Raw genomic sequence first — 26,163 nt, forward strand, 5'->3', positions numbered from 1 at the left:
GGACTTCAGAAAGCTGTTGGAACGCGTGTAGAAACCGCATTGTTGTCGAATTCTGGCTAAGCCCATGAATCCATTGGTGCAAGTTGCAGTCAAGACTCCGGTCTATGGCGTCTTCGACTATCGCTGGAAATCGCCTCTGCCGGCAGTGGCGGGGACTCGCGTAACGGTCCCCTTTGGCCGTCGCCAAGTCATCGGTATTGTGGTTGCAGCCATCGAGCATAGTGATGTGCCTGCAGCGAAACTGCGCGCTGTCCATAAGGTGCACGATGAGAAAGCCATACTGCCCGAAGATCTGATGACGCTGCTGAAGTGGGCCAGTCGCTACTACCATTATCCGTTGGGGGAGGTTCTGGGCTCAGCCTTGCCCAGTCTGCTGCGCAAGGGACATGCGGCAACACTGGCTGAACGTGAATACTTTCGTTCGACACCCCAGGATGAGTCGAGCACCGATGTTCGCGTGACGGTCGTACAAAAACGACTGCTCGACCATCTGCGTGGCTCTGGTGGCAGGCCGGTGGCCCCGGATAGTCTGCGTGCCCTCAGCCCACGCTGGCGTCATTCGCTCGAACCGCTAATCGAACAAGGCCTGGTTGCTTGCGATACTGCTATTGAAGTGCCGCGTAACGAGGCGGCGGAGCAAGGGCCAACATTGTCGGATGAGCAGGCAAGAGCGGTAGAGGCTGTCAACGCAAAACTGGGAACATTCGCAAGCTTCCTGCTGCGTGGCGTTACTGGCAGTGGCAAGACCGAAGTTTATCTGCGCTGCATCGAAGAGGTGAGCAGGCGAGGTTTGCAGGTGCTGGTTCTGGTGCCTGAAATTTCCCTGACACCACAATTAATGAGTCGATTCGAACGACGCATCAGTGGGTGTCTGGTGAATCTGCATTCCGGACTCAATGATACTGAGCGCTTGCAGAACTGGCTTTGCGCGTATGAAGGGCATGCTGACGTGGTCATCGGTACACGCTCCTCCATTCTGGCGCCCATGCCCAGACTGGGACTGATTATCATCGATGAAGAGCATGACGGATCGCTGAAGCAGCAGGATGGTTTTCGTTATCACGCACGGGACCTGGCTCTGATGCGTGCCCGTAACCGACAATGCCCGGTATTGCTGGGCACGGCTACACCGTCGTTCGAAAGTATTCACAATGTGACGGCTGGGCGGTTTGTCGAACTGGCACTGACGCGGCGGGCAGGTGATGCCGTGGCTCCTACCATGGGCTTACTGGACATCAGGCGGCGCAAGCTGATCGAAGGTATGAGTGATCGCTTGCTGGACGCTATTCGGGAGCATCTGGGCAGGGGGGGGCAGGCGCTGGTCTTCATTAATCGACGCGGGTTTGCCCCCACCTTGCTATGCAACGATTGTGGTGCGGCAGCTGATTGCCGCCGTTGCGATGCACATATGACCGTTCATGCGCGCCACAACCGACTGCGATGCCATCATTGTGGATCAGAACGAGCGTTGCCCTCGGTCTGTGACAGTTGTGGTTCAGCTGAGCTGGATCGGGTTGGTTACGGCACTGAGCGGATTACAGAAGCATTGCAGATCGAGTTTCCGGAGATCGATATTGCCCGCATCGATCGTGACAGCACACGACGCAAGGGGGCGTTGGAGGCGCAGTTGAATCGCGCCAATAGTGGTGAGGCGCGAATTCTGGTTGGCACACAGATGCTGGCCAAAGGACATCATTTTCCGAAGCTGACGCTCGTTTGTATTCTGGACGCGGATCGTGGCCTGTTCGGTACCGATTTCCGTTCACTGGAGCATATGGCGCAGCTGATCGTGCAGGTGGCGGGACGCGCGGGCCGAGAGAAACAGCGTGGCGCCGTTCTGGTACAGACACGTAATCCTGACAATCCGATGCTGCAGACACTGGTAAAGGAAGGTTACGAGTCCTTTGCCGAAATTGCCATGTCCGATCGGCGTCTGGCAGAATTGCCGCCGTTCTCATTCATGGCCCTGGTCAGAGCTGAAGCCAGCGACGCCAGAGAAGCACATGGCTTCCTTGTGCAGGTTGCCGATAGCTTGCACGCTAACAAGTCAGGTCGACTGGATGTCATGGGTCCGGCACCAGCGCCCATGGAGCGGCTCGGCGGGCGTTATCGTGCGCAATTGCTTTTGCAGTCAAACTTGCGTTCAACGCTTAATGACAGTCTTTCCCGACTGTGCACTGTTATTGATCAGCTGCCTGGCGCCCGACGCTGTCGGTGGTCCATCGATGTCGACCCCGTGGATTTGTTCTAAGTAATCTTGTTTAGAGTCTTGTTCCCGACCCGGTACTCGGTTCATAGGTTGAGCACAACAGTCTGCCGGGGCGTGAGTGTTAAACTCGCCATCCGGAAATCCGCATGAAGACTTCATCGTGAAAGGTCTGATCGAACAACAGCTGGCAGCAGCACTTGAAGTGCTACAGGCCAATGGCACAGTCCCTGCGGATATCCGGCCTGCAATCAGTGTCTCGCGGACTCGCGATTCCAGCCATGGTGACTTTGCATCCAATCTTGCAATGATGCTGGCGAAGCCTGCAGGCCGCGCGCCACGCGATATCGCTCATGCTCTTATCGATGCCTTGCCGGGCGCTGATGCCATTCGTGAGGTGGTTATCGCAGGCCCTGGCTTCATCAATTTCTTTCAGGTCGATGAGGCCCAGAATGCGGTGGTGGCAACGGTACTGTCGCAAGCCGATGCGTTTGGCCGCAGTCAGACAGGTGCTGGCAAGCGAGTACAGGTCGAGTTCGTCTCGGCCAATCCCACCGGGCCGTTGCACGTGGGGCATGGCCGTGGCGCGGCGTTGGGGGCAACGATTGCCAACCTGATGGAGGCTGTTGGATTTGACGTGCAACGTGAGTATTACGTCAATGATGCTGGCCGGCAAATGGATATTCTGAATTCCATACTCGACGATATCAAGCAGGATCTGGGTGAGTTCGGTGTGCACTACGACCGATGGTTCAGTGAGCGCAGCCTGACTGACGATGTGACTCGCGTCGTCGACAAGCTGGAGGCATCCGGGCATCTGTACGAAAAAGACGGCGTGCGCTGGTTCCGTTCCACCGACTTTGGTGATGACAAGGATCGTGCTGTGGTTCGAGCCAATGGCCAGAGCACCTACTTTGCCTCGGACATTGCCTATATTGATAATAAGCTGGAGCGTGGTTTTGATCAGGTACTGTATGTCTTCGGCGCCGATCACCATGGCTACACCGCACGAATGGTGGCAGCCTGTCAGGCACTGGGGCATTCACGCGAGAAACTCGAATTTCTACTGATTCAATTTGCGATTCTGTTTCGCAGTGGCGAACGGGTGCAAATGTCTACCCGTTCTGGTTCATTCGTCACGATTCGCGAACTGCGAGATGAAGTTGGCAAGGACGCTGCCCGCTTCTTCTATGTGATGCGCAAGTACTCACAACACCTGGACTTCGACCTGGATCTGGCGAAATCACAGTCAAATGATAACCCCGTGTATTACGTACAGTATGCCTACGCAAGAATTTGCAGCGTCATGCGTCAGCTGGACCAGCGTCAACTCGTCTTTGATCAGGCTGCAGGCCTTGCTGCCATTGGCCGTCTGAGTGAAACATCCGAGACTGAGCTGATGACTCTGCTGGCGACTTACCCCGATTTGATCGCTCGTGCAGCCCTTGCACACGAGCCTCATCAACTCACGGGATACTTGCGGGATCTGGCAAATGGTCTACACAGTTATTACAACGCGCATAAAGTTCTTGTCGAGGATGATGAATTGCGGAATGCGCGACTTTGCCTGCTATTGGCGGTACAGCAGGTGCTAGGTAACGGGTTAACGCTCATCGGCGTATCCACCCCAGAGGTTATGTAGTACATGGTAAGTGGTCCACAATCAGAACCGCACAGTAATCGCCTGTTCGTCCTGGCGCTGGGGCTGCTTGTGGGCTTCGTCATCGGCTTTGTCGTCCTGCTATCCAGAATTCCGGTAGGCATGTCATCCAGTGACATTACTGCAAGTCAGGTTAGTCCGAATGCGGTCAGTAACCGCTTCCAGTTCTATTCCCTGTTGCCTGAACAGACCATTGCTCAAGAGGAAAAAGTTGAGCAAAAGGAAAAGGAAGCTGCCGTGCGCGAAGTAGTGCCTGCCGCCAAAGTCATTCCGCCGGCAACAAGAGTAGTACCCGGAAGTGTGCAAAGCCTGACAGCTCGTAGTCTGGCTGCAGAGAGTTATGCAGAGATACCACCCGCTAACATCGGTCGGGAATCCTACTTCCTGCAGGCCGGTAATTACCTTAACGCAGAAGACGCCGAAAAATCGCGCGCTGCACTGCTTCTGCTGGGGATGGAAGCTTTCATCGTCGCTCGCGGAGAAAGCAATGGCACCATCGGCCACCGCGTGCGGATCGGACCCTTCTACGACCAGGCCCGCATCAACTCCGCCAAAGAACGACTCAAGCGCAACGGCATCAACTACAAACTCATCCGCGTAACCGGCTAACCTGGGTCGGACCATCGTAACCCACTGATATACAAAATATAATCTTGTTATTTCGAGCCAATTACGGTCCTAAATCAAGCTTTTTCCTATCAAAAACCTCCATTTAAGAAATATCGACTGAGTCTCATTTTGTCCTCGTGCTGATTGCCAGCACCTGCTCGAAGGTGTTTACTCCAGTAGCCGCAAGGCCTTCCCGCATGAAGCAGGAAGACAAGTTATTTTCATCAACAGATGAATCAGTTTCCAAGGAGGGAACGAAATGCCGAGAGCCAATCGCCACTTTATTGCAGGTCAGGTCTGGCACATCACCCAGCGCTGCCATCAGAAAGAATTTCTGCTTCGATTCCAGGTGGATCGACGCCGCTGGCTTTACTGGTTGTATCAGGCGCGGCGCCGGTACGGGCTTAGCGTGCTGAATTACATCGTCACCTCCAACCATATTCACCTCCTGGTGCATGACGGCGGTAATAACGCCATTCCAGCCGCGATGCAGCTCGTTTCCGGCCGAACTGCACAGGAATTCAACAAACGACAAGGTCGCACTGGAGCCTTCTGGGAAGATCGTTATCACGCTACCGCTGTTCAGACCGACCAGCATCTTTCTCGATGCATGGCCTACATTGACCTGAACATGGTGCGGGCTGGAGAGGTCTCCCATCCTGAAGAGTGGTCATGTAGTGGCTATCATGAGACCAAGCACCCTCGACGTCGTGGTTCGCGTATCGATATGGAGGGCATTTGCAGACTGCTCAATTTCGAGACGCCAGAACAGCTGATGGTGGCTCGTGAAAGCTGGATTGATGACCAGCTGTGCAACGGTAATTTGCAGCGTGAAGGGATGTGGACTGACAGCGTGGCCGTGGGCAACCTTGAATACGCCTTATGGATGAAACGAGCTCTGGCGTACAGCAATCCGGGTCGGCGTGCACGGCCGGAGAAATCGGGTAGTTTTGCAGTACGCGAACAGATGTCAAGTTATTGCACCATAGGCAGTACAATTACGGCTTAAATGCCCTGATTCAGGGGCTTGAATCCGCAATTAAGGGCAAAATACGGGCTTTTTAGCTCGTATTTTGTTTGTTTATCAAATAGTTATGGTGGTCCGACCCAAGAGATCCGAGAAGGAATGGCATCGGCTGGTGGATGGCTGTGTGCTGGTGGATCAGCACAAGCTGCGGCGGATGGTGAAGAAGGTTGCAACAAAAGCGACGGATGATCCGGAGACGCAGCGTTTTGAGCAGCGTCTGGCAGCATCGACGGCGCGCCGGGCAACCCGTGCGCAGAATTTGCCAACGCCCGTTTATCCTCCTGAGCTGCCAGTGGTTGAGCAGCGTGAAGAAATACTGGAGGCCATCAAGCAGCATCAGGTGGTGATCCTGTGCGGCGAAACCGGATCGGGCAAAACCACACAGCTACCCAAGATCTGTCTGGAAGCGGGACGAGGTGTTGCAGGTCTTATCGGACACACGCAGCCCAGGCGTATCGCGGCGCGTACTGTTGCGGCCCGTATTGCCAGTGAGCTGGAAACCAGTGTCGGTGAGGCCGTTGGTTTCAAGATCCGCTTTAGCGACCAGGTCAGTGATCGCACCTATATCAAGCTGATGACCGACGGCATCCTGTTGGCAGAGATCCAGAACGATCCCTGGCTGAACCAATATGACACGCTGATTATCGATGAGGCTCATGAGCGCTCACTCAACATCGACTTCTTGCTCGGCTATCTGAAGAACCTGCTGAAGCGACGCCCTGACCTGAAGCTGATTATTACCTCGGCTACCATCGACCCTGAGCGATTCGCCGAACACTTCGATGGAGCGCCCATCATCACCGCTGAGGGTCGCGCCTATCCGGTGGAGTTGCGCTATCAGCCGCCTGAGGCCGAATCCGATTCGCTGGATGACATCGACATGCCTACGGCCATCACCAATGCCTGTGAAACGCTATTGAAGGAACGTCATCACGACATCCTCGTGTTTCTCAGTGGTGAACGGGATATTCGCGAAATGGCGGATCTGTTAGGCAAGCAGTCCTCACATAACCGCGCCTTTCGTGGTGTGGACATATTGCCTCTGTTTTCGCGCCTGTCCAATGCCGAGCAAAACAGGATTTTCCAGTCGCATACCAACCCTCGAATCGTGCTGGCCACCAATGTGGCTGAAACCTCGTTGACCGTACCGGGTATCAGAGCCGTGGTTGATCCCGGTTACGCACGTCTGTCGCGCTACAGTGTGCGCAGCAAGGTGCAGCGTCTGCCTATTGAAAAAGTCTCTCAAGCGTCTGCCAATCAGCGTATGGGACGCTGCGGTCGTGTGGCACCAGGTGTCTGCATCCGGTTGTATTCCGAAGAGGATTTTCTATCACGTGCGGAGTTTACGGAACCGGAAATTCTGCGTACCAACCTGGCCTCCGTCATTTTGCAGATGGCCTCCATGAAGCTTGGACGTATTGACCAATTCCCGTTCGTCGAAGCGCCCGAATCCAAGTTCGTCAATGATGGCTATCGCACGCTCCAGGAACTGGCCGCACTGGATGACAACCGCCAGCTGACAACACTGGGTAAGCGTCTTGCCAGGCTGCCCATAGATCCACGTCTGGGGCGAATGCTGCTGGCATCTGCCGATGAAGGTTGCGTTAGCGAAGTGCTGACATTGGTCAGTGGCTTGTCGGTTCAGGATCCGCGTGAGCGTCCTTTCGACAAGCGCCAGGCGGCGGATGAGCAGCATGCCGAGTTCAATCATGAATCATCAGATTACATGGCGTGGTTGAACCTGTGGAACTTCGTGACGGTGCAAAAGGAGGCCCTGTCCAATTCTCAGTTTCGCAAGATGTGTCGCCAACGATTCCTGTCGGCATTACGCATCATTGAATGGATGGATGTACGACGACAGCTGGAGCGTCTGTGCAAGGAGCTCGATCTGAAGCAGAGCAGTGGTGAGGCTGAGCAGGACAATATTCATCGAGCCTTGCTCACCGGTCTGCTGGCCAACGTCGCTATCAAGACTGAAAAGCAGAATTATCTGGGCACACGTAACCGGCATCTGAATATCTTCCCGGGTTCGGGTTTGTTCAAGAAAGGTCCCAAGTGGATCATGGCAGGTGAGGTCGCTGAAACCAGCAAGCTCTACGCTCGTCAGATCGGCGCTATCCAGCCCGAATGGATCGAAGCACTGGCTGCACATCTGTTGCAGTACAGTTATCGTGACGCCCACTGGCATCGAAAGAAAGGCACCGTGAACGCCTGGGCACAGTCCACGCTCTATGGCTTGATCATCAACCCGAAAAAGGGCGTCAATTACGCCAATATCAATCCGGCAGAATCGCGCCAGATTTTTATCCGTGAAGCATTGGTTGCCGGAGAGCTGAATACCAAGGGCGATTTTCACCGCTACAATCAGGAGCTACTTGATGAGGTCACCAGTCTGGAAGAGAAATCCAGGCGTCGTGACATTGTCGTCGATCCGGAAGAGCTGGTGCGTTTTTACGATGGCATCATTCCTGAGGATATCTGCACCGCTGCCAGTTTTGAAAAATGGCGCCACAGCTTCGAGACGCAAAATCCAAGAGGACTGTTCTTTGCTCGAGAACAGTTATTGGTGGATGACGCGGTCGATGTCAGTGCCAGAGATTATCCGGACCAGATGGAAATGGGCAATATGGTATTGCCCTTGCGCTATCACTTTGCACCTGGAGAAGAGGATGACGGCGTCACGCTGATCTGTCCGGTCGAGGTATTGAATCGGGTGTCCGGAACGCGTTGCGAATGGCTGGTGCCCGGCATGCTGGAAGAGAAGATTACGCTGCTCATCAAGTCCTTGCCCAAGAGCCTGCGTCGTAATTTTGTACCTGCTCCGGATTTTGCGGCGGCTGCCAATGCTGCGATGAATCCGGAAGAGGGCTCTTTACCTGTTACGCTCTCACGGCATTTGCAACGTATGACCGGTGTGCAGATCTCGCACGAAGACTGGGATGTTCAGACATTGCCCAAGCACTTGAATATGCGCTTCGAAGTGGTTGGCAACAGTGGTCAAGTGCTTAGAAGTGGTCGCGATCTGACTGCACTGCAAGCAGCTTATGTGGGTGAGGTCGAAGAGACGCTGTTGCGTTTCAGTGACAATAGTATCGAGCGCGATGAGGTCTCTGACTGGAACTTCGGTGATTTGCCAGAAAGTGTCGACATCGAAAAAAGTGGTATGACGCTACAGGGGTTTCCGGCGCTGCTGGCGAAGGGCGATACCGTTGGCATCAAATTGTTTGCCACACAGGCCGCGGCAATGAGTGCCATGCCTCTGGGTGTTCGTGCCTTGTACAAGCAGATACTGCGCGATGAGGTACGTTATCTACAGCGCAAATTGCCTAATATCAATGTGCTGAGTTTGCGATTTACACCCTTCGGCAACAAGCAGATGCTGATTGACGATATCGTCAATGCAGCGCTTGATCAGGCGTTTATCGATCTGGACAATTTGCCGCGCAGTCGTGACAGTTTCCTGCAACAGCTTGAAACCGGTCGGCCATTGCTGATTGGAATCGCAGCGCAGTTATGTGATGTACTGGGCCAGATATTCGAACAGCACCGCCAGGTTGCCAAGCGACTTGAAGGTTCAATATCGCTCAGTTGGATCGAGCCTGCTGTGGATATCAAAGATCAGATTGCACAGTTGATTTCTGTAGGATTCGTGACGCGAACCGGTCTGCAGCGACTCAATCGTTTACCCGTTTATTTTCAGGCCATGGACAAGCGTCTTGATGCCATTGACATGGCACCGGACAAGGATCGGCGCCGTCGTGCCGAGCTGTTGCCGGTGTGGGAAGCTTTCAAGACTCTACGGCCAGAGCGTGATGATGATCCGGCATACCGCCAGGCTCACAGTGATTTAAGGTGGGCTTTCGAGGAGCTGCGAGTCTCCTTGTTTGCACAGGATCTGCGTACGCGCGAGAAGGTCTCAGTCTCGCGTCTGGAAAACCGGGTTCAGGATCTGGCCAAGTGGATGCCGAAACTCTGACAGCGTTATGCAAATTGCTTGCGAGGCTGAAAATCGCGGCTAGACTTCCTTCAATTAACTATTACATCCCGGAGTGGGACATGAAAAAATATCTTGCGAGCGCAGTTCTGCTGATCGCAACTGGGCCAGTGTGGGCAGGCAGTCTGGACTTGTCGCTGAGCAATGAGACCGCCAACCTGATCGTCACGTTGAACAATGATCCGTTCAATTCGCGACGGGATGTGTCGGACGATGGTGGTGCAGAGGTTGCTGTTGGTGCTTTCATCAGTGAGGTTGGTGACAAGTTGGTGCATGCCACCTTGCTTGCTCGTGGCATCACGCAGACCGCTAATTCGCAATACCAGATCAGTGCTGGCATGAAGCTGGTTGGTGGTGAGGTTGAAGTCGGAGTTGACCGTGAGGTTAGTTCGGATTCTGAGACAGTAGGGGCTCTGGCGCTGGGCTTTCAGGTTGGATTCTTGTTGCAACCCTCCGTACAAAATCCGGTGGAACTCAGTGTCGAGGGTTTCTATGCGCCTAATATCACCAGTTTTTCTCATGCGGAACGCTACGGTGAAGTAGGTGCCAAGCTGCAGGTAGAGATCATGCCGCGTGCGCGTGCCTATATTGGTTATCGACGGATACGATTCGATACGGAAGACTACGAGAATATTCGTCTGGATCGCAGCGCCCACGTCGGACTCAATATCTCATTCTGATCGGCTTGTCGTGAGAGTAGTGGTAGTGTTGGCTCATGAATACTGATGAATCTGCACTACCGCAACTACTTGCCATTATGCGTCGCTTGCGTGATCCGCAAAGCGGCTGCGCCTGGGATGTAAAACAGACTTTCCAGACCATTGCACCGTTCACGGTGGAAGAGGCCTACGAAGTCGCTGATGCCATCGAACGCAACGATCTTGATGATTTGCGTGATGAGCTTGGAGATCTGCTTTTCCAGGTAGTCTTTCATGCGCAAATAGCCAGCGAAATGGGAGCGTTCAACTTTGATGACGTAGCCCAGTCTATCGTTGACAAGATGACCCGTCGTCACCCGCATGTTTTTGCGGGCGTGACCTATGAGTCTGAAGAGGCACTTAAAGCAGGTTGGGAAGCCATCAAGGCTGAAGAACGACGCCTGAAGCTGGTGCGTCGGCAAGCGTTATCGGGCACGACTGATAAGCCGGTGGCTGAGCCTGTGAGGGAATCTACGCTCGAGGCACCCTTCGTTAATACTGCAGTCTCTGACAATCTGCCGCATTCAGCCGTGGATGGCATCGCCAGAAACCTTCCTGCGCTCAAGCGTGCCGACAAGCTGCAGAAGCGCTGTGCTCGCGTCGGTTTCGACTGGCCGGAAATAGAACCGGTGTGGCACAAGCTTGCCGAAGAAATTGCCGAGGTCAAGGAAGCACTGGCCAGCGGTGAGCAGGATGCTGTCGAGGATGAAATAGGCGACTTGCTGTTTACTGTTGTCAATCTGGCGCGTCACTGCTCCATTGATTCTGAACAAGCCTTGCAGCGTGCCAGCAACAAATTCGAGACACGCTACCGGCGAGTAGAGCAATTGGCAGCCGGGCAGAGTGCTCCTATGACAAGCCTCTCACTAGAGCAACTGGATGCCCTATGGGATAAAGCCAAGAAGGGCGATGCGCCATCTGATTGATGGCGAAATTCCCCCGTATTGCCAGCCGATTATTCTTGAAGCTGGCATATCAACCAAAATCCAACATCTATAACGTAGCGATCGGCTGGTTCAGTATTGAAAGCAGGGTGTCGCTGGTTTGCAAGGCAATCAGCAGGGCTGCATCATGATGGTAGACATCGGCACGTTGCTGCAAGTCTCCGTCAGCATCGATCCAGGTCGTCATATAGGTCAGGTGGGTCGGTATATGTGTTCGTAGCCGAACTCTGTGAGTTTCCGGGTCACTCAGAGCCTTACGTATTTCTTTTGCACTGTAGCCATCTTCCTTCATTAGTAGCGTGGCCAATGCATCAGGATCACTGAGGCGGATGCAACCATGGCTGTAGGCCCGCTGATTGAATGAGAAGTGTTGTTTCTCCGGTGTGTCATGCAGATAGATGGCATAGGGGTTGGGCATCATGAATTTCATTCTGCCCAGAGCATTGATAGGGCCTCCGCGCTGGCGCAGTGTGTAGGGAAACGGTTTGGTCTGGTAATCGGCAGCCGTGACAGACTCGGGTGCTATGACGACAACGTGGTTGTTTACGCGTTGCAGAAACTCAAACTGACGGGACACCAGGTAGCCAGGATTGCGCATTTCCAGAGGGATCAGTTCGCTGTTGGTGATTGATTCCGGTACGGTCCAGGTCGGATTGAATTCCATATAACTCATGTCACGTGAGAAAGCCGGAGTCTTGTGGTCCTCGGACCCCATGACCGAGACCATCGACATCTTGATTTCCTGGCCATCGCGAAATTCCACACGATAATCCGGGATGTTGATGAACAGATGCTTCTGTCCCAATTCACGTGGCATCCAGCGCCAGCGCTCCAGGCTCAGTGCGACAGCCTGGATCTCATCGTCAATACTCCGGTTCAGTGCTTCTCGTGTCATCCTGCCAACGTGACCGTCAGGCAGTAATCCATGTCTTTTCTGAAACTGTTGCAATGCTATCGTCAGCTGGCTGTCGAATAGCGGTGTAATAGGGGTGTTCAGTGGCAACTCGCGGGTTTCAACAAGGCGTTGTTTGATCGTCATGACATCCTTGTGGGACATGGATGCCGAGAGGGTGACTGGTTGACGGAGTGTGGGGCGTACTGTACCTGCGGCGCGTTCTGTCAGCAGATTGCGCATATGAGTCGTCAAGCGTCGATATTCTGCGCTAGCCGGCATTGCAGTATTGAGTGCTGCCGAAACGCTAGCCTGGCGACTCCAGATTGAATCCAGCAATGCTGCGGTATCGATCTGCGGTGCATCCCTGAACAGCATCCGCTGTGTGGCACGTGGATCAACCACGCCCTGCCCCAGGTGTGTTGCCAATTGCACAAAGCTTTGGTCCATCTGTGCCGACAGATCACTGCGCAACTGTTCATTGCTTCGTCCTGCTGCCGGTTGCTGCAAGGAGCTTGCGCGGATCGAGGCGCGGTTTGAATTATTCAGCGATTCCACGGTTCGCAGAATCTTGTCAAGGCCGTAACTTTCCGGATTCAGGCCATGGTGTGCAGCATTCTGGATGGCACGAATCAATTGTCGAGAGTTTCCGGACGTTCCTCGATTGTTTAACCAGGGACCACCATTGGCCAGAAGCTGGAGCTGCTTGCGACTCTGCCGAGGGGACAGGCTTGGTGCATCTTGATTGATGCTTTCCAGGCGTCCGCTTTGTGTAGAGTCTGCCGCTTTCGATGCATCCAGAAAGGACTGCACCTCACTCCTCGGTTCTGGATCAGCCGCTAAAGCGTTGTTAAAGAAGCAAGCTGCCGCAATGGCGCCCGCCAACAGCCAGACATTAGTGTTTTTCTGCACGCAACAAGGGGCTCTGATCGCAGTCCCGGGGAGGCTGAACCCGAGCAGTTGATAGGATTTCTATTCCTTCCAGCCATGCTGCAGAATCGACCTGAACGGCGTCGGCTGAATCTATTACCGGCTTGTTGTTGTCTGGGTTTGCTTAACTGCGATGCATATAACATACGCGCCGTGAACAGCGTCGCTTTGTCAGTTGACTAATTCAAGGCCCTTTACAGCAATTCCTGCAGACTGGCCAGATAGCCTTGTTCATCAGGTGCTCGGCTCTGGCGTTGAGCTTCCCAGAGGAACAATCCCAGGCGTTCTATCATCAGGTGCTCGACAGTGTGTCCATCACCATGCTTGAGCAACAGTGAGCGGGTAATGGAGGCAATGCCTGCTGGTCGGTCGGTACCTACCTGTTCACGCAATGCCAGGTGCAGGCTTAGATGCAGGAAGGGATTTTCGTGGCCATCCTCCGCGGTGAAATCATGATCGACTATATCTTCCTTGCCGCTAAGCATGGCGTGATATTCAGGATGATCGCTCAGCAGACTGACGATCTGTTTCTCCAGCGGCTCCAATGCCAGTCCCTGGGTGTGTTTCTTCCAGGTACTGCGGAACATTTCGCGAGTTCGGGTTCGATCTTGTGTGAACAGCATGTTGATGAGTCTCCTTGAATCTGGTGCGTAGCGTTCAGTGCGCTGTCGGGGGTGACACTGGCGAGGCTGCCGTCAGGTTTTGTGATTGAGTTTCTGCACGCCGACTGTCAATCCAGTTCTTGCCCGCGAGTAGCAATCCGAGTGCGAAAAAAGCTCCGGGCGGCAACAGTGCTATGAGCATGCCGTGATCGGCTGCGAACACGTGAAGTGTCAGAAACCGCGCACTTTCGCCAAATAACAGATACGCATTGTCAAAGAGCGTGCCTTGGCCAATCAGTTCCCGAATACCGCCCAAAATAACAAGCACCCACAGAAAGCCCAGGCCCATGGCACAGGCATCGTGTAGTGAGTCCCGCAGATCATGTCGCGAAGCAAAGGCCTCGGAGCGTCCGATGATCAGGCAGTTGGTGACTATCAAGGGTAGAAAGATTCCCAATGCTGCATGCAGTGCCGGCAACCAGGCCCGCATGAATAGCTCAATCAATGTCACCGTACTTGCAATAATGAGCACATAGAGCGGTATGCGAATCGCCGGTGTGACAATGCTGCGCAGGCTGGACACCGCACCGTTGGCAATCACCAAAGTCAATAGCGTTGCCAACCCCAGGCCCAGCCCATTCACCATATTGTTGCTGACAGCCAGCAAGGGGCAGAGGCCCAGTAGTTTCACCAGGCCGGGGTTTTCCGACCAGAGCCCTTGGGACCAGAGCTTGCGGGTAGTGATTGGATCGCTCATGAGACAAATAGCTCCTGCCGGTGCAGGGAATACCACTTCAAGGCACGGTAGACGGCATTGATGACAGCACGCGGTGTGATCGTCGCACCGGTAAAGGCGTCAAAGCTGCCGCCGTTCTTTCTGACTGCCCAGTCTGTTGGGAGGCTGGAAGCCAGTGACTGACCGTTGAATCCCGTGATCCAGTCTGAATGTGAGTACTCGATGTCGTCGCCCAGTCCGGGTGTTTCCCGATGTTCTATCACTCTGACTCCGGTAATCTGCCCTTCATAGCTCAGGCCAAGCAACAGATGAATGTCACCATTGTAGCCATCAGGTGCTATGACACTTAATACGGCAGCCGAAGGTGTCTGGTTCTGGTAAACGGTATACAGGGGCTGTGGGACATCACTACCCAGTTCAGGGGCTGTGATCATCTGTGCCGAATCGAGGGGTTCGGCGTCGAAGGGGCCTTCTGGCAGTACCGCTATCAGGCCCTGCTGCAACCACTGTTGCTGCGCTTTTTCGATACGCTCACGTGTCAGAGAATGAGCCGCGGAGAGGGCCGCAATGGCCACCAATACACACAGTCCGAGCGTCAGTCCGGTTTTTGTAATGCTGTTCATGACCCCTTGGGCCCTGTGAACAAATAGTCAATCAAGGGCACACAGGTATTCATGAGTAATACAGCAAAGGCAAATCCTTCAGGATAACTGCTGAATTCTCGAATTATGAAGGTAAACAGGCCAATGCCAATGCCGTACACCAGTTTGCCGCTGTTGCTGGTAGCTGCACTAACCGGATCAGTTGCAATGAAAAAGACCCCCAGCATGATCGCGCCGGACATCAGTGCTGGCAGGACAGGTAATGCACTGGATGATGTCAGCAAGCCATAGCCTGCATACAGACCGGCCAGTGAGGCTATTACAGAAATGGGAATATGCCAGGAGATCACACGAATCAGCAGCAGATAGAGACCACCACACAACCAGGCGATGCTTACCCAGATCCAGGGCGAATGCAGAATCAGTTGCGTCGACACTTGCCGATAATCGTTAACACTGACCGAAGTGTCCGATAAGTTCGCACTCGCACTCGCACCCGTACCCGACGAGACCGGTGCGTTCACTGTGAAAGTATCTGTCTCCACCCGCCGAATTTCACGCAGACGGTCCAGTGGCGTGGCCCCGCTCATCGCATCCCATTCATCAGCTTGTAGTTGCTGAGTGGAGCTCGTAGGCTCAGGGTCTTGTGACAGGGACCAATCCGTCATGGTGACCGGAAAGGAGACGAGCAGGACAGCGTAGGCCACCATGGCAGGATTAAAAGGATTGTGCCCCAGACCTCCGTACAGGTGCTTGCCAAGGGTGGTCATGACACCCACGCCTACGATCAACTGCCATAGCGGTAGCGAGGGCGGCACACACAGCGCCAGCAACCAGGCCGCAAGTGCAATACTGCCATCACTGAGAGCCGGGCGTATCGGGCGATCACGTAAGTGCAGTAGCGCCGCCTCCATGCACAAGGCGCTCAGGATAGCGACCAGTACATTGAAAAGCACCCCGGCATCTATCGTCAGTGCCATGACCAGGGTGCCTGGCAGCAGCGCCAGCATGACATGGCTCATGATCCGTCCGACGCTGCGACGCGGAAAGTTCAGTGCCTTCGTATCAGGGGTCAGTGTGCTCATGATTGTCCATCGGGACCGGTATCTCCGCCGGTGTTCATGGCTTTGTCTACTCGCGGTTTACGGCGTTGTCTTGCGCGGTTCAGGGCATCGGCGATAGGATCAGCACTGACCGCCAGTTTTGACTTCGCTGCCAGGCGGCGCTCTTCGCGTACGGCCGCGCGTTGTGCCAAACGTTGTTCTCTGGCCAGATACCGCTGCTCGGCGGCCATCGCTGCTGCATCCTGGCGTTGCTGCTCACGACGGGCGTCTTTGGCATGGCGAAAGGTGGCTGTCAGTGCAATGGCCGAGGGGCAGACAACATCGCAGCAGCCGCATTCGATACAGCTATCCAGTCCGAAGCGCTGTGCCCCTTCCTGGTGGTCGGCTCGGGCATACCAGTACAATTGCTGGGGCAGCAGTTGTTCCGGGCAGACCTCGCTGCAGGCTCCGCATCTGATACAGGGTTGTACTGTTGAATCAGCCTGTAATGTATGCACACTGATACAGTTGGTCGTTGCGCTCACCGGTGCGTCCAGTGACATCAGGTCGAATCCGCTCAGCGGCCCACCGACGCGGACGCGATACCTGTCTGGGCCGCGGCTCTGACAGGTGTCCAGAACGGCCTGATTACCACTCATACGCAAGACATCGGCCACCGTGGTTCCGAAAGTCACACGTACATTGACCGGCACCGGGCAGGCCTCGCCTGCAATGGTAACGATTCTCGATGTGAGTGGTACGCCTGCCTGGGCTTTATGAGCCGCTAATGCGGTGGCGACGTTAATGCTCAGGATGCCACGATGAGCCGCTCGTTCGCCAGCTGCCAGTTGTTGTCCGGTGATGCGTTGAATCAGGGAGCGCTCCGCACCGGAAGGGTAGATAGGGGGCAGCAATTGTAGTTCGATAGAGTTCGGTTGAGCGGCTAGTGCCTCTTGCAGAGCACTGATGGCCGCAAGCTTGTCATTCTCGATAGCCAGCACAGAGCGGCGGCAGCGTGTCATCGACATCAGTGCACTGATGGCTTCGATAATCGCAGGCGCCTCGCACATCATCAGCGCCTCGTCACAGCTGATCAAGGGTTCGCATTCAACCGCATTGATCAGCAGTATTTCCAATGGCCCGCTTGCCACTTGCGCGCTTGCAAACTTTTCACTGGTTGCAAATCCGGCACCGCCCAGCCCTCTGATGCCACACTGCGCCAGGCGCTCGATGCTCAGCAGGTTCTGGATCGGGTGTGTCGCTGAATGATCAGCCGTGTCGGTATCTGGTTGAATCACGATACAGAGTTCATGCCGTGCAGAAGGATGCAGAATGGCCCGTGGTTCAATGGCAACAATACAACCACTGGCGCTGGCGATCAGGCCCTCTGCCAGCATTTGCCCTCGCTGAATCTGTTGTCCCACGCTAACCAATGGTGTCAAAGCTTCGCGTCGATAATTGAGCAGCGGTAGCACCAGTTGTGCTGGCAGCGGCAAAGTGGATATTTTTCCATCGAGCGGCAGGCCCGGCTTGTTGCGTGGCAGGGCCAGCCCACCGTGTAGTTCTGGTAGCTGCGAATCCGACAGTGCGGGCCACCAGCGGCGTAGTACATTCATACCGGTTTCGGCCAGCGCCATTGCGCGAGTGGAATGTTGGCGGCTACCAGTTCAATGCAGTCGACAGGACAAGGTGGCAGGCATAGTTCGCATCCCGTGCATTGATCACTGATGACCGTGTGCATCAAGCGTGATGCACCGACAATCGCATCGACCGGGCAGGCAAGGATGCACAGTGTGCAACCGATGCAGGCAGGCTCATCAATGACGGCCACCTGTGGGGGTTTGTTCTCGCCACGTTCGGCATCCAGTGCAATGATCTCTTTGCCCAGAAAGTCCGCCAGCTCACTGATCAGAGCGTCACCACCGGGTGGGCATTGATTGATGGGAGCATTCTCCAGCACGATGGCGGTGGCGTAGGGACGGCAGCCTGGATAAGCACATTGGGCACACTGGGTCTGTGGCAGCTTTGCATTGACCGCTTCAATCAATAGCTCGATCGGTTGTTCGGTAGGCTGCTCACTCAGTGGCTGATTCACGGTCGCAGCTACCGGGATGTGTTCGTCATCCTGGCCGCTCTGCGATTCTGCAGGCAGGTTTGTATCAGTCCTCAACGGACGCAATCTGGGCAAATGAAATCGCAGGGCGACACTGGAGGAGGATAGCCAGGCCAGCAGGATGCCCAGCAGTGCGGTAATGGCCGCAAAGGCGAGTAAGGCCAGAAGTGTCGTCATGGTCTCAGGCGAGTCCGCTGAAGCCCATGAACGCCAGCGACATGATGCCGGCCGTCATGAGCGCTGCGGCGCTTCCCTTGAAAGGGCCAGGCACATCGGCCAGTTCGATCCGTTCACGCAATACTGAAAACAGAATCAGGACCAGAGTAAAGCCAACGGCGGCGCCAAAGCCATACAGCATGGCCTGTAGCAGGTCATGGTGTTTGTTGACGCTGAGCAAAGCGACTCCCAGCACCGCGCAATTAGTGGTAATCAGTGGCAGATAGATGCCCAGAATGCGATGCAGTAGTGGGCTTTGGCGGCGAATGACGATCTCGGTGAACTGGACCACCACCGCGATCACCAGAATGAAGCTCAAGGTTCGCAGATACTCCAGCTCGAAGGGGATGAGCAGCCACTGATTGACCAGGTAGCTGAGAGCGGCCGAGAGTGTCAGAACGAAGGTTGTTGCGATACCCATGCCCAGCGCCGAGTCGAGCCGCTTCGAGACACCCATGAAAGGACACAAGCCCAGAAACTGTACCAGCACGAAGTTGTTGACCAGCACCGTGCCTAACAGAATAAGAGCAATTTCACGCATCAGTGGTTCTGCCAGCTGTACAGGCTCGAGCGAGGCACAGCGTCATCACCGTGCCTGTACAGTGCAGCTACCATCGACTATTTCACTCGCATACCAGGGGTTGCGCCCTCGTCAGGTGTCAGAATGAACAGATCAGAACCGCCGGGACCAGCTGCCAGCACCATGCCGCTGGACAGGCCGAAGCGCATCTGGCGAGGCTTCAGATTTGCCACCATGACGGTTCGGCGACCAATCAGATCCTCTGGCTTGTAAGCCGCCTTGATGCCAGCAAATACCGTGCGTGTCTCCTCCAGTCCGATATCCAGCGTCAGCTCAACCAGCTTGTCTGCACCCTTCACCGGTTGAGCATCGGTAATTAGCGCAACCCGCAGATCCACCTTGTCGAAATCACCGATCTCGATTTCAGGCTTGAGGGGTTCCATCACCGCCTCGGCAGCCTTGGCTGGTGCCGCTTTGGTTTCCGTCTGGGCCTCGGCACTACCGGCTTTGGTGTCATCCAGAATCTTGTCGATCTGTACCGGATCGACACGCGTCATCATTGGCTGATAACGGTTGATGGTATGGCCAATCAGCGGCTGATCCAGTGAGTCGAGCGTCAGCGTTGTATTGAGAAATTGCTCAGTCTTGCTGGTCAGGGCTGGCAGAACCGGGCTCAGGTAAGTGACGATGATGCGGAAGTAGTTGAGTCCTACCGTGCAGATCTGTTGCACAGCTTCGGCCTGCTCGGGATCCTTGATCTTGACCCAGGGCTCGGCATCATTGATGTATGTATTGGCGTGCTCTGCCAGCTGCATGATCTCGCGCATGGCTTTGCCGTATTCGCGCTGCTCGTAGTACTGCATGATGATGTGACGCGCACTGGTGAAATCGGCATAGGCGCCCAACTGGTCTTCCGGATAGCTGGCACTGAGCTGCCCATCGAAGCGTTTGCTGATGAAACCCGCACAACGACTGGCAATATTGACAACCTTGCCCACCAGGTCCGCGTTGACTCGCGTAGTGAAGTCGTCGAAGTTCATGTTCAGATCAACGACATTGCCGGTCAGTTTTGAGGCGTAGTAGTAGCGCAGGTACTCAGGCTCCAGGTGCTTCAGCCAGGTCTCGATGGTTACAGATGTGCCGCGAGACTTGGACATCTTCAGATTGTCGACGGTCAGAAAGCCGTGGCAGAACACGCCCGTTGGTTTTCTGTAGCCAGCGCCTTCGAGCATGGCAGGCCAGAACAGGCCGTGAAAGTTGACAATATCCTTGCCAATGAAGTGATACAGCTCAACATCACTGCCTTCCTTCCAGCTGGCTTCCCAGTCTTCACCGGTACGGGCTGCCAGGTTCTTGTGGCTGGCGATATAAGCAATAGGTGCATCCAGCCAGACATAGAAATATTTGCCCGGTGCGTCAGGGATCTCGAAACCGAAGTAGGGTGCGTTGCGCGAGATATCCCAGTCCTGCAAACCGCCATCCAGCCACTCCTTGAGCTTGTTGGCCATTTCTGGCTGCAAAGAGCCACTGGCAGTCCATTCGCGCAGCATGTCGGCAAAATTGCCCAAGGCAAAGAAATACTGTTCAGAGTCACGCAGTTCCGGAGTCGTTCCGGAAACCTGGGAGATGGGATCTTTCAGGTCAGTGGCATCGTAAGTTGCGCTGCAGTTCTCACAATTGTCGCCATACTGGTCCGCAGTGCCGCAGCTGGGGCAGATGCCTTTGACAAAGCGATCTGGCAGAAACATTTCACGCTCGCTGTCATAGAGCTGCTTGATGGTACGTTTGACAATATTTCCGGCATCGCGATTACGCGTATAGATGAGATTGGCCAGTTCTCGATTTTCTTCCGAATGGGTGGTATGGAAGTTGTCAGGCGAGAGCAGGAAGCCGGCAATATCTCGTTCATGCTCGGATTTGATGCGGGCGATCAGGGCCTGCGGCTCGACGCCTTCTGCCTGCGCCTTGAGCATGATGGGGGTTCCGTGCGCATCATCCGCCCAGACCCACTGGACTTCGTTGCCCATCAGTCGTTGGAAGCGCACCCAGATGTCAGTCTGAATGTACTCCAGCATGTGGCCGATGTGCAGGGCGCCATTGGCGTAGGGAAGGGCACTGGTTACCAGAATACGGCGGCTCATCAAGTCTGTGTCACTGTAGTTGCGTTGCAGGAAATACTTAGGTTTCGCCCGCGGTGCTTACGTGTATAGTTGCGGGTTGCTTGATAGTTTAACAGTCCCGTTGAACCAGTTCATACAGTATAAGGAGCGTTGCAGTCGCATGTCTGAAGTCTCACGCGAAAAAATCGAAGCCGTTCTCGCTCAGGTAGTCGATCCTCACCTTGCGGTGAGTCTCATGGAAGCGAAGGTCGTCCAGGAGATACGTATCGACAATGGCGCCGTTGCCATTGACCTGCGCATGTCATATCCCTGTCAGCGTTGGGCACAAACCCTGCGTAGCATGGTTGTCGAGCCGGTGTCAGCGCTTGAAGGCGTCTCGGCGGTAACAGTCAATGTCACGCAAAAGATCATTGCTCATTCTGTGCAGCATGGTGTCAAGCGTCTGGAAAACGTCAAGAACATCATTGCGGTGGCCTCTGGCAAGGGCGGTGTTGGTAAATCCACCACTTCCGCCAACCTGGCACTGGCGCTGGCCTCCGAAGGCGCAACCGTCGGATTGCTGGATGCCGATATCTACGGTCCTAGCCAGCCACGCATGATGGGACTCTCAGGGCAGCCTGAATCCAAGGATGGTAAAAGTCTGGAGCCCATGGAAAACTATGGTGTGCAGACGATGTCGATCGGTTTTCTGATCGATGAAGAGACGCCCATGATCTGGCGTGGCCCGATGGTTACGCAGGCATTGGAACAATTGCTGAACGATACACGCTGGCGAGATCTGGATTATCTGATCATCGATCTGCCGCCCGGTACCGGCGATACGCAATTGACGCTGGCCCAGAAAGTCCCGGTCAGTGGTGCAATCATTGTCACGACCCCTCAGGATATCGCCTTGCTGGATGCTCGCAAGGGACTGAAAATGTTCGAGAAAGTAGAAGTTCCTATTCTCGGCATCGTTGAAAACATGTCGACTCATATTTGTAGTGAGTGTGGTCACGAAGAGCATATCTTTGGCCAGGGTGGCGGTCAGACGATGGCCAGTGAAGCCGGCATCGAGCTATTGGGCTCCCTGCCTTTGGAAATGAGCATTCGTATGCAGGCCGACAGTGGCAAGCCGACGGTTGTAGCAGAGCCAGACAGTCGCACGGCAGAGGCGTATCGTGAGATAGCCCGCAAGGCTGCGGCACGTCTGTCCCGGCAAGCCAAGGACTACTCGGCTGCATTCCCAACCATCGTGATACAAAACACGTGAGCATCAAATCCGACAAGTGGATCCGGCGTATGGCCGCCAGCAGCGGCATGATAGAGCCGTTTGAGGAAGGCCAGGTTCGGTTAGACGAGAATAATGAGCGCATCGTCTCATATGGCACTTCAAGCTACGGCTACGATGTGCGCTGTGCTGATGAGTTCAAGATATTCACGAATATCAATCACGCCATCGTGGATCCGAAAGCCTTTGATTCAGGCAGCTTTGTCGACATCAAATCTGATGTCTGCATTATTCCGCCTAATTCCTTTGCGCTGGCACGAACCGTCGAATATTTCCGTATTCCGCGTAACGTGCTGACGGTTTGTCTGGGCAAGAGCACCTATGCGCGTTGCGGCATTATCGTCAATGTAACGCCGCTGGAGCCCGAATGGGAAGGTCACGTCACCCTCGAATTTTCCAACACGACACCGTTGCCGGCGAAGATCTACGCCAACGAAGGTATCGCGCAGATGCTGTTCTTTGAAAGTGACGAGGTCTGTGAAACGTCCTACGCCGACCGGGGTGGAAAATACCAGGGGCAGCGTGGGGTGACTCTACCAAGAACCTGAGGGTTCCAGCAGCATGGGCCTGTTACGGGTATCGGCGGTGAACTGACATGCCAGTTGGTCTGGATGTATCCGCCCTCTTGTTGATCATGGCAGCCTTGCTGGTTGCCGGCTGTGCCATCGGATTCTGTGCCGGATTTTTCGGTATCGGCGGTGGTGCCATATCGGTGCCGGTGTTCTTTGAGGTTTACCGTCTCACCGGCAATGTCGATGATATTGCCATGCCGTTGGCGGTCGGCACCTCGCTGGCCATGATCATCCCCACCTCATACCTGTCGGCGCGTGAACACGCTCGCCTGGGCACGCTTGATCTCGCAGTACTGCGCACCTGGCTGCTGCCCATACTGGTTGGTGTGATTTGTGGCAGCGTGCTGGCAGGTTTTGCCGACGCAGAGCTCTTCCAGTTAGTGTTTGTCGTTGTTGGTGGGGTGATGTCGACCCGCATGTTGTTCGGTGGTAACAGCCAGCAGATCAAAGACACTCTGCCCGGACGAGGGCTGTTGTCCGCGTACGGTCTGGGTATCGGCTTGTTGTCGGCGCTGATGGGGATCGGCGGCGGGGCACTGTCAACAATGATTCTGACGTTGTACGGGCGCACTATCCATCAGGCCATATCAACATCGGCTGGTGTGGGTTTGCTGATTGCTGTGCCGGGCGCCATCGGGTACGTTATCGCCGGCTGGGGAAATCCCGAGCTACCAGCCGATGCCATGGGGTATGTCTCCCTGCTGACTCTGATGGTGGTCATGCCTGCGGCGATCATGACGACACGATTGGGCGCAAGGGCCGCCCACACTCGATCACGTGCACAGCTATCCCGCTATTTCGGTCTGTTCTTGCTGACGGTTGCGCTGCGTTTTCTCGTGGCTATTGTGTTCGGCGTCTGAACGCCATGTATGTAACATTCGGGTGAAAAAAAACTTTATTCAGATTGCTGGGAAGTCCTCATTCATTGATTTCAGCGCTTTGTGGAGTCAAAAACCGGTCTGCTTGCTGCTTGCCAATTTGCCAGTGGTGGTTTTTTTTGGTTGAATCGGGGATATATCAAAAATTTGAGCACCGACATGATTGACTGCGATGGGTATCGAGCGAATGTCGGCATCATTCTGAGTAACAACGAAGGGCAGGTCTTTTGGGCAAGGCGAGTTGGACAGAACGCATGGCAGTTCCCACAAGGTGGAATTGACCATGCAGAATCCCCCGAAGAGGCGATGTACCGCGAGTTGAAGGAAGAGACCGGGCTGTCGCCCGGCGATGTCGATGTGTTGGGTTGTACGCGTGAATGGCTGAAGTATCGACTGCCAAAGCGTTATGTGCGGCGGAATCAGAAGCCGCTTTGCATTGGTCAGAAACAGATCTGGTACATGCTGCGCATGTTGGGCAATGAAACAGCCGTGGATCTGGCCAATAGTCCGAAGCCGGAATTTGACCACTGGCGCTGGGTGGATTACTGGGAGCCATCCCGACAGGTCATCTTCTTCAAACGCAAGGTCTACAAGCGAGCCTTGACCGAGCTGGAGCCGTTATTGGTTGATACGACTGTCAGCTGTTCACTCAAGCTGCTCAGTTAGGTCGCAGGAGGCTCTGAGGGCGGATTGCAGAGCGTCCCATCGTGCCTGAATGGTTCAGGCTTGGGACGCACCTGCTTTGGCTGACAGCAGCTTCTCAGTGCGCCTGTCGTTCAGTTGAATGGTCGTGCAATAACCAGAATGACAATTCCTGCCAGAAACGCAACCGGCACCTCGTTGAACCAGCGATACCACACGTGTGAGTGGGTATTACCATCATCCCGAAAGAGTCTGACCAGTCTGGCGCAATAAAGGTGATAGCCGATCAGGCCCAGCACCAGCAGGAGTTTGAGTTTCATCCAGGCTAGCGTCATCAGACCAGGCAGCCAGATGATCAGCAACAGCGAACCAAAGACAATCGTGAGCAGGGCGCCAATATTGGTGATGGCCAGCAATTTGCGCTCCATCACTTTGAACGTATCCATCTGTCCTTGATTCGCCTGATCGCTCATGGCGTGGTAGACGAATACGCGAGGCAGATAGAAGAGCCCCGCAAACCAGGTCACCATGAAAATAACGTGCAGTGATTTGATCCACAACATCTCAGCCCAGCTCCAGTAATTTGTCGAGCTCGTCGCGCAGCGCATCAAACTCGATGGCACCGACATACCGTTTCACCAGCCGACCGTCTGAATCCATCAGAAAGCTGATCGGTGTGCCCTGTACCGGACCAAAAGCTGCGACAGCATCCCCTTTGAGATCCAGGGCTACCGGGAAAGGAAACTGTTGAGCCTGGGCCAGTTCCAGCACGTCATTGGGTGGGTCATAGGGCATGGCGACAGCGATTACCTTTACGCCATGCGGTGTGTAGTCATCGTAGAGCGAAGCCAGCTCAGGCATCTCGGCCAGACAGATAGCGCACGTGGTTGACCAGAAATTCACGAACAACGGGCTGTCGATGTCGGCCACGGCAATCTGCTGGCCATCGAGCGTGCTGAAGGAGAGCTGGGCCACGGAATCATCCAGCTCGGTACGGTTGCTGCATGAGGCAAGCAAAGCGGTAGCTAGCAGGCATATGCCAGTCAGCCAGCGAAAACGATATTTCATGGGTTTGCTACGAGTCCCTGCACAGAGTGCCGGGAGATGCAAAGAGAGAATCGGCACGGGTCTGCCTGCTGGATGTGAGTGGAGCTAATCATACCGAGTCGGAGTCATTTGGGTGAGTTGGATAACGCAATGTGTTCAAGACAACAAAACGTTAAGGAAATTCGCCAAGTGGCCGACATTTTCGATGGGTGTTTTTGGTCTGGTTCAAGTTTGTTGCCAAGAAAACCTCGATCAGTACAACGCCTTGTTCAATTTAAAACGCTTCTACGCAGCCTTGCAAAGAAGCAAGTAGTTAACTGGAGATCTGGTTCATGAGAAGACTACTCAGCGGTTTGGTGCTGAGCCTTGGCCTACTGTCAGGAGCTGCACATGCAGATCCTGCCAAGTTTTATTTTGGTGCAGGGTTAGCCGACGGAAGTGTCGACGTGACAAACGGTAGTGACAAAACCCTCGGTGCGATATCTGTCACCGTTGGTCTTCAATTTCTCGATTTCATCGGGGTTGAGTTTGGTGTGGGTTCGGGGTCGGATCAGTCCGGCAGCATTCTCAGTGAACCACTGGTGACCTATCAGAGCGCCATGCTTCGCCTTGGGTACCGATGGGACCGTGTGGGCGTCTATCTTCTGGGCGGCCACGCTCGAATGGATATCGACTCGGATTACAACAACAGCGATGCCGGCAATGTGTATGGCTTCGGTATCAACCTGTTTGGCAACGAAACCACCGCGCTGAACCTGCATGTGCTTGATTTCGATGATGGAGCCTTTACGAGCACCACCGTCGGATTCCAGCACTACTTCGGCGGCTTCAGGTAGGAGATA

General features: G+C 54.7%; 23 protein-coding genes. 12 read left to right on the plus strand and 11 right to left on the minus strand.

Annotated elements, in window-relative coordinates; all coding sequences use genetic code 11:
• The first annotated feature begins 64 nt into the window (after positions 1-64).
• From IMCC3135_RS01435 to mazG, 7 genes are all read left to right on the plus strand, one after another.
• Entirely contained in the window at positions 65-2,251 is a 2,187-nt protein-coding gene (locus tag IMCC3135_RS01435) for a primosomal protein N' (RefSeq protein ID WP_088915960.1), read from the plus strand.
• 118 nt (positions 2,252-2,369) lie between these two features.
• The gene (argS, locus tag IMCC3135_RS01440; protein WP_088915961.1) at positions 2,370-3,848 is read left to right on the plus strand and encodes an arginine--tRNA ligase; all 1,479 of its coding nucleotides are present in this window, start codon (positions 2,370-2,372) and stop codon (positions 3,846-3,848) included.
• 3 nt (positions 3,849-3,851) lie between these two features.
• Complete coding sequence (locus tag IMCC3135_RS01445) at positions 3,852-4,475, plus strand: SPOR domain-containing protein (RefSeq protein WP_088915962.1); 624 nt, start codon at positions 3,852-3,854, stop codon at positions 4,473-4,475.
• A gap of 259 nt (positions 4,476-4,734) precedes the next feature.
• The gene (locus tag IMCC3135_RS35380) at positions 4,735-5,484 is read left to right on the plus strand and encodes a transposase (protein WP_088915963.1); all 750 of its coding nucleotides are present in this window, start codon (positions 4,735-4,737) and stop codon (positions 5,482-5,484) included.
• Positions 5,485-5,569: 85 nt separating this feature from the next.
• A complete protein-coding gene (hrpA, locus tag IMCC3135_RS01455; protein ID WP_088915964.1) occupies positions 5,570-9,478 on the plus strand; it encodes an ATP-dependent RNA helicase HrpA in 3,909 nt (1,302 codons plus the stop codon).
• 80 nt (positions 9,479-9,558) lie between these two features.
• Positions 9,559-10,176, plus strand: coding sequence for a YfaZ family outer membrane protein (locus IMCC3135_RS01460; RefSeq protein ID WP_088915965.1), 618 nt, complete (start codon positions 9,559-9,561; stop codon positions 10,174-10,176).
• A 35-nt stretch (positions 10,177-10,211) separates the two neighbouring features.
• Positions 10,212-11,120, plus strand: a complete 909-nt coding sequence (gene mazG, locus IMCC3135_RS01465) for a nucleoside triphosphate pyrophosphohydrolase (RefSeq protein WP_088915966.1) — start codon at positions 10,212-10,214, stop codon at positions 11,118-11,120.
• Positions 11,121-11,187: 67 nt separating this feature from the next.
• On the opposite strand, the gene IMCC3135_RS01470 is transcribed toward mazG, so the two are convergent.
• The 9 genes from IMCC3135_RS01470 to metG all read right to left on the minus strand — a co-directional run bounded on the left by IMCC3135_RS01470 (position 11,188) and on the right by metG (position 20,933).
• Complete coding sequence (locus tag IMCC3135_RS01470; protein ID WP_088915967.1) at positions 11,188-12,942, minus strand: L,D-transpeptidase family protein; 1,755 nt, start codon at positions 12,940-12,942, stop codon at positions 11,188-11,190.
• A 212-nt stretch (positions 12,943-13,154) separates the two neighbouring features.
• Positions 13,155-13,583: a DUF1841 family protein gene (locus IMCC3135_RS01475; RefSeq protein ID WP_088915968.1), complete on the minus strand. Its 429-nt coding sequence runs from the start codon at positions 13,581-13,583 to the stop codon at positions 13,155-13,157.
• A gap of 34 nt (positions 13,584-13,617) precedes the next feature.
• Positions 13,618-14,319, minus strand: coding sequence for an electron transport complex subunit E (locus IMCC3135_RS01480; RefSeq protein WP_088915969.1), 702 nt, complete (start codon positions 14,317-14,319; stop codon positions 13,618-13,620).
• A complete protein-coding gene (gene rsxG, locus IMCC3135_RS01485; protein ID WP_088915970.1) occupies positions 14,316-14,921 on the minus strand; it encodes an electron transport complex subunit RsxG in 606 nt (201 codons plus the stop codon). Before rsxG ends, IMCC3135_RS01480 begins: the two co-directional genes overlap by 4 nt.
• The gene (locus IMCC3135_RS01490) at positions 14,918-15,985 is read right to left on the minus strand and encodes an RnfABCDGE type electron transport complex subunit D (protein ID WP_088915971.1); all 1,068 of its coding nucleotides are present in this window, start codon (positions 15,983-15,985) and stop codon (positions 14,918-14,920) included. Before IMCC3135_RS01490 ends, rsxG begins: the two co-directional genes overlap by 4 nt.
• Positions 15,982-17,580: an electron transport complex subunit RsxC gene (rsxC, locus tag IMCC3135_RS01495; protein ID WP_088915972.1), complete on the minus strand. Its 1,599-nt coding sequence runs from the start codon at positions 17,578-17,580 to the stop codon at positions 15,982-15,984. Before rsxC ends, IMCC3135_RS01490 begins: the two co-directional genes overlap by 4 nt.
• Complete coding sequence (locus IMCC3135_RS01500) at positions 17,556-18,233, minus strand: RnfABCDGE type electron transport complex subunit B (protein ID WP_088915973.1); 678 nt, start codon at positions 18,231-18,233, stop codon at positions 17,556-17,558. The genes rsxC and IMCC3135_RS01500 overlap by 25 nt, the downstream gene beginning before the upstream one ends.
• Before the next feature lie 4 nt (positions 18,234-18,237).
• Positions 18,238-18,813, minus strand: coding sequence for an electron transport complex subunit RsxA (rsxA, locus tag IMCC3135_RS01505; RefSeq protein ID WP_088915974.1), 576 nt, complete (start codon positions 18,811-18,813; stop codon positions 18,238-18,240).
• Between the two features lie 77 nt (positions 18,814-18,890).
• Positions 18,891-20,933, minus strand: coding sequence for a methionine--tRNA ligase (metG, locus tag IMCC3135_RS01510; protein ID WP_088915975.1), 2,043 nt, complete (start codon positions 20,931-20,933; stop codon positions 18,891-18,893).
• Between the two features lie 139 nt (positions 20,934-21,072).
• On the opposite strand from metG, the gene apbC reads away from it, so the two are divergent.
• The 4 genes from apbC to IMCC3135_RS01530 all read left to right on the plus strand — a co-directional run bounded on the left by apbC (position 21,073) and on the right by IMCC3135_RS01530 (position 24,298).
• Positions 21,073-22,164 carry an iron-sulfur cluster carrier protein ApbC gene (gene apbC, locus IMCC3135_RS01515; RefSeq protein WP_088915976.1) on the plus strand — a complete coding sequence of 364 codons (1,092 nt, stop codon included), beginning with the start codon at positions 21,073-21,075 and terminating at the stop codon, positions 22,162-22,164.
• Positions 22,161-22,730 carry a dCTP deaminase gene (gene dcd, locus IMCC3135_RS01520; RefSeq protein WP_088915977.1) on the plus strand — a complete coding sequence of 190 codons (570 nt, stop codon included), beginning with the start codon at positions 22,161-22,163 and terminating at the stop codon, positions 22,728-22,730. Before apbC ends, dcd begins: the two co-directional genes overlap by 4 nt.
• Positions 22,731-22,777: 47 nt before the next feature.
• Positions 22,778-23,614, plus strand: a complete 837-nt coding sequence (locus IMCC3135_RS01525) for a sulfite exporter TauE/SafE family protein (protein WP_088915978.1) — start codon at positions 22,778-22,780, stop codon at positions 23,612-23,614.
• Between the two features lie 177 nt (positions 23,615-23,791).
• Positions 23,792-24,298 carry an RNA pyrophosphohydrolase gene (locus tag IMCC3135_RS01530; RefSeq protein ID WP_088921626.1) on the plus strand — a complete coding sequence of 169 codons (507 nt, stop codon included), beginning with the start codon at positions 23,792-23,794 and terminating at the stop codon, positions 24,296-24,298.
• Positions 24,299-24,408: 110 nt separating this feature from the next.
• Here IMCC3135_RS01530 and IMCC3135_RS01535 read toward each other — a convergent pair whose 3' ends face one another.
• The gene (locus tag IMCC3135_RS01535; RefSeq protein ID WP_088915979.1) at positions 24,409-24,837 is read right to left on the minus strand and encodes a CopD family protein; all 429 of its coding nucleotides are present in this window, start codon (positions 24,835-24,837) and stop codon (positions 24,409-24,411) included.
• A 1-nt stretch (position 24,838) separates the two neighbouring features.
• Positions 24,839-25,342: a TlpA disulfide reductase family protein gene (locus tag IMCC3135_RS01540; protein WP_088915980.1), complete on the minus strand. Its 504-nt coding sequence runs from the start codon at positions 25,340-25,342 to the stop codon at positions 24,839-24,841.
• 311 nt (positions 25,343-25,653) lie between these two features.
• Here IMCC3135_RS01540 and IMCC3135_RS01545 point away from each other — a divergent pair, with 311 nt between their 5' ends.
• A complete protein-coding gene (locus IMCC3135_RS01545) occupies positions 25,654-26,157 on the plus strand; it encodes an outer membrane beta-barrel protein (RefSeq protein ID WP_088915981.1) in 504 nt (167 codons plus the stop codon).
• Positions 26,158-26,163 lie beyond the last annotated feature (6 nt).

The organism is Granulosicoccus antarcticus IMCC3135, assembly GCF_002215215.1.
In the GTDB taxonomy this organism is placed as follows: domain Bacteria; phylum Pseudomonadota; class Gammaproteobacteria; order Granulosicoccales; family Granulosicoccaceae; genus Granulosicoccus; species Granulosicoccus antarcticus.

Coding starts and splice junctions, on each gene's coding strand:
- IMCC3135_RS01435 (WP_088915960.1), top strand. CDS start 65: ATGAATCCATTGGTGCAAGTTGCAGTCAAGACTCCGGTCTATGGCGTC.
- IMCC3135_RS01445 (WP_088915962.1), top strand. CDS start 3,852: ATGGTAAGTGGTCCACAATCAGAACCGCACAGTAATCGCCTGTTCGTC.
- IMCC3135_RS35380 (WP_088915963.1), top strand. CDS start 4,735: ATGCCGAGAGCCAATCGCCACTTTATTGCAGGTCAGGTCTGGCACATC.
- hrpA (WP_088915964.1), top strand. CDS start 5,570: ATGGTGGTCCGACCCAAGAGATCCGAGAAGGAATGGCATCGGCTGGTG.
- IMCC3135_RS01460 (WP_088915965.1), top strand. CDS start 9,559: ATGAAAAAATATCTTGCGAGCGCAGTTCTGCTGATCGCAACTGGGCCA.
- mazG (WP_088915966.1), top strand. CDS start 10,212: ATGAATACTGATGAATCTGCACTACCGCAACTACTTGCCATTATGCGT.
- IMCC3135_RS01475 (WP_088915968.1), bottom strand. CDS start 13,583: ATGCTGTTCACACAAGATCGAACCCGAACTCGCGAAATGTTCCGCAGT.
- IMCC3135_RS01480 (WP_088915969.1), bottom strand. CDS start 14,319: ATGAGCGATCCAATCACTACCCGCAAGCTCTGGTCCCAAGGGCTCTGG.
- rsxG (WP_088915970.1), bottom strand. CDS start 14,921: ATGAACAGCATTACAAAAACCGGACTGACGCTCGGACTGTGTGTATTG.
- IMCC3135_RS01490 (WP_088915971.1), bottom strand. CDS start 15,985: ATGAGCACACTGACCCCTGATACGAAGGCACTGAACTTTCCGCGTCGC.
- rsxC (WP_088915972.1), bottom strand. CDS start 17,580: ATGGCGCTGGCCGAAACCGGTATGAATGTACTACGCCGCTGGTGGCCC.
- IMCC3135_RS01500 (WP_088915973.1), bottom strand. CDS start 18,233: ATGACGACACTTCTGGCCTTACTCGCCTTTGCGGCCATTACCGCACTG.
- rsxA (WP_088915974.1), bottom strand. CDS start 18,813: ATGCGTGAAATTGCTCTTATTCTGTTAGGCACGGTGCTGGTCAACAAC.
- metG (WP_088915975.1), bottom strand. CDS start 20,933: ATGAGCCGCCGTATTCTGGTAACCAGTGCCCTTCCCTACGCCAATGGC.
- apbC (WP_088915976.1), top strand. CDS start 21,073: ATGTCTGAAGTCTCACGCGAAAAAATCGAAGCCGTTCTCGCTCAGGTA.
- IMCC3135_RS01525 (WP_088915978.1), top strand. CDS start 22,778: ATGCCAGTTGGTCTGGATGTATCCGCCCTCTTGTTGATCATGGCAGCC.
- IMCC3135_RS01530 (WP_088921626.1), top strand. CDS start 23,792: ATGATTGACTGCGATGGGTATCGAGCGAATGTCGGCATCATTCTGAGT.
- IMCC3135_RS01535 (WP_088915979.1), bottom strand. CDS start 24,837: ATGTTGTGGATCAAATCACTGCACGTTATTTTCATGGTGACCTGGTTT.
- IMCC3135_RS01540 (WP_088915980.1), bottom strand. CDS start 25,342: ATGAAATATCGTTTTCGCTGGCTGACTGGCATATGCCTGCTAGCTACC.
- IMCC3135_RS01545 (WP_088915981.1), top strand. CDS start 25,654: ATGAGAAGACTACTCAGCGGTTTGGTGCTGAGCCTTGGCCTACTGTCA.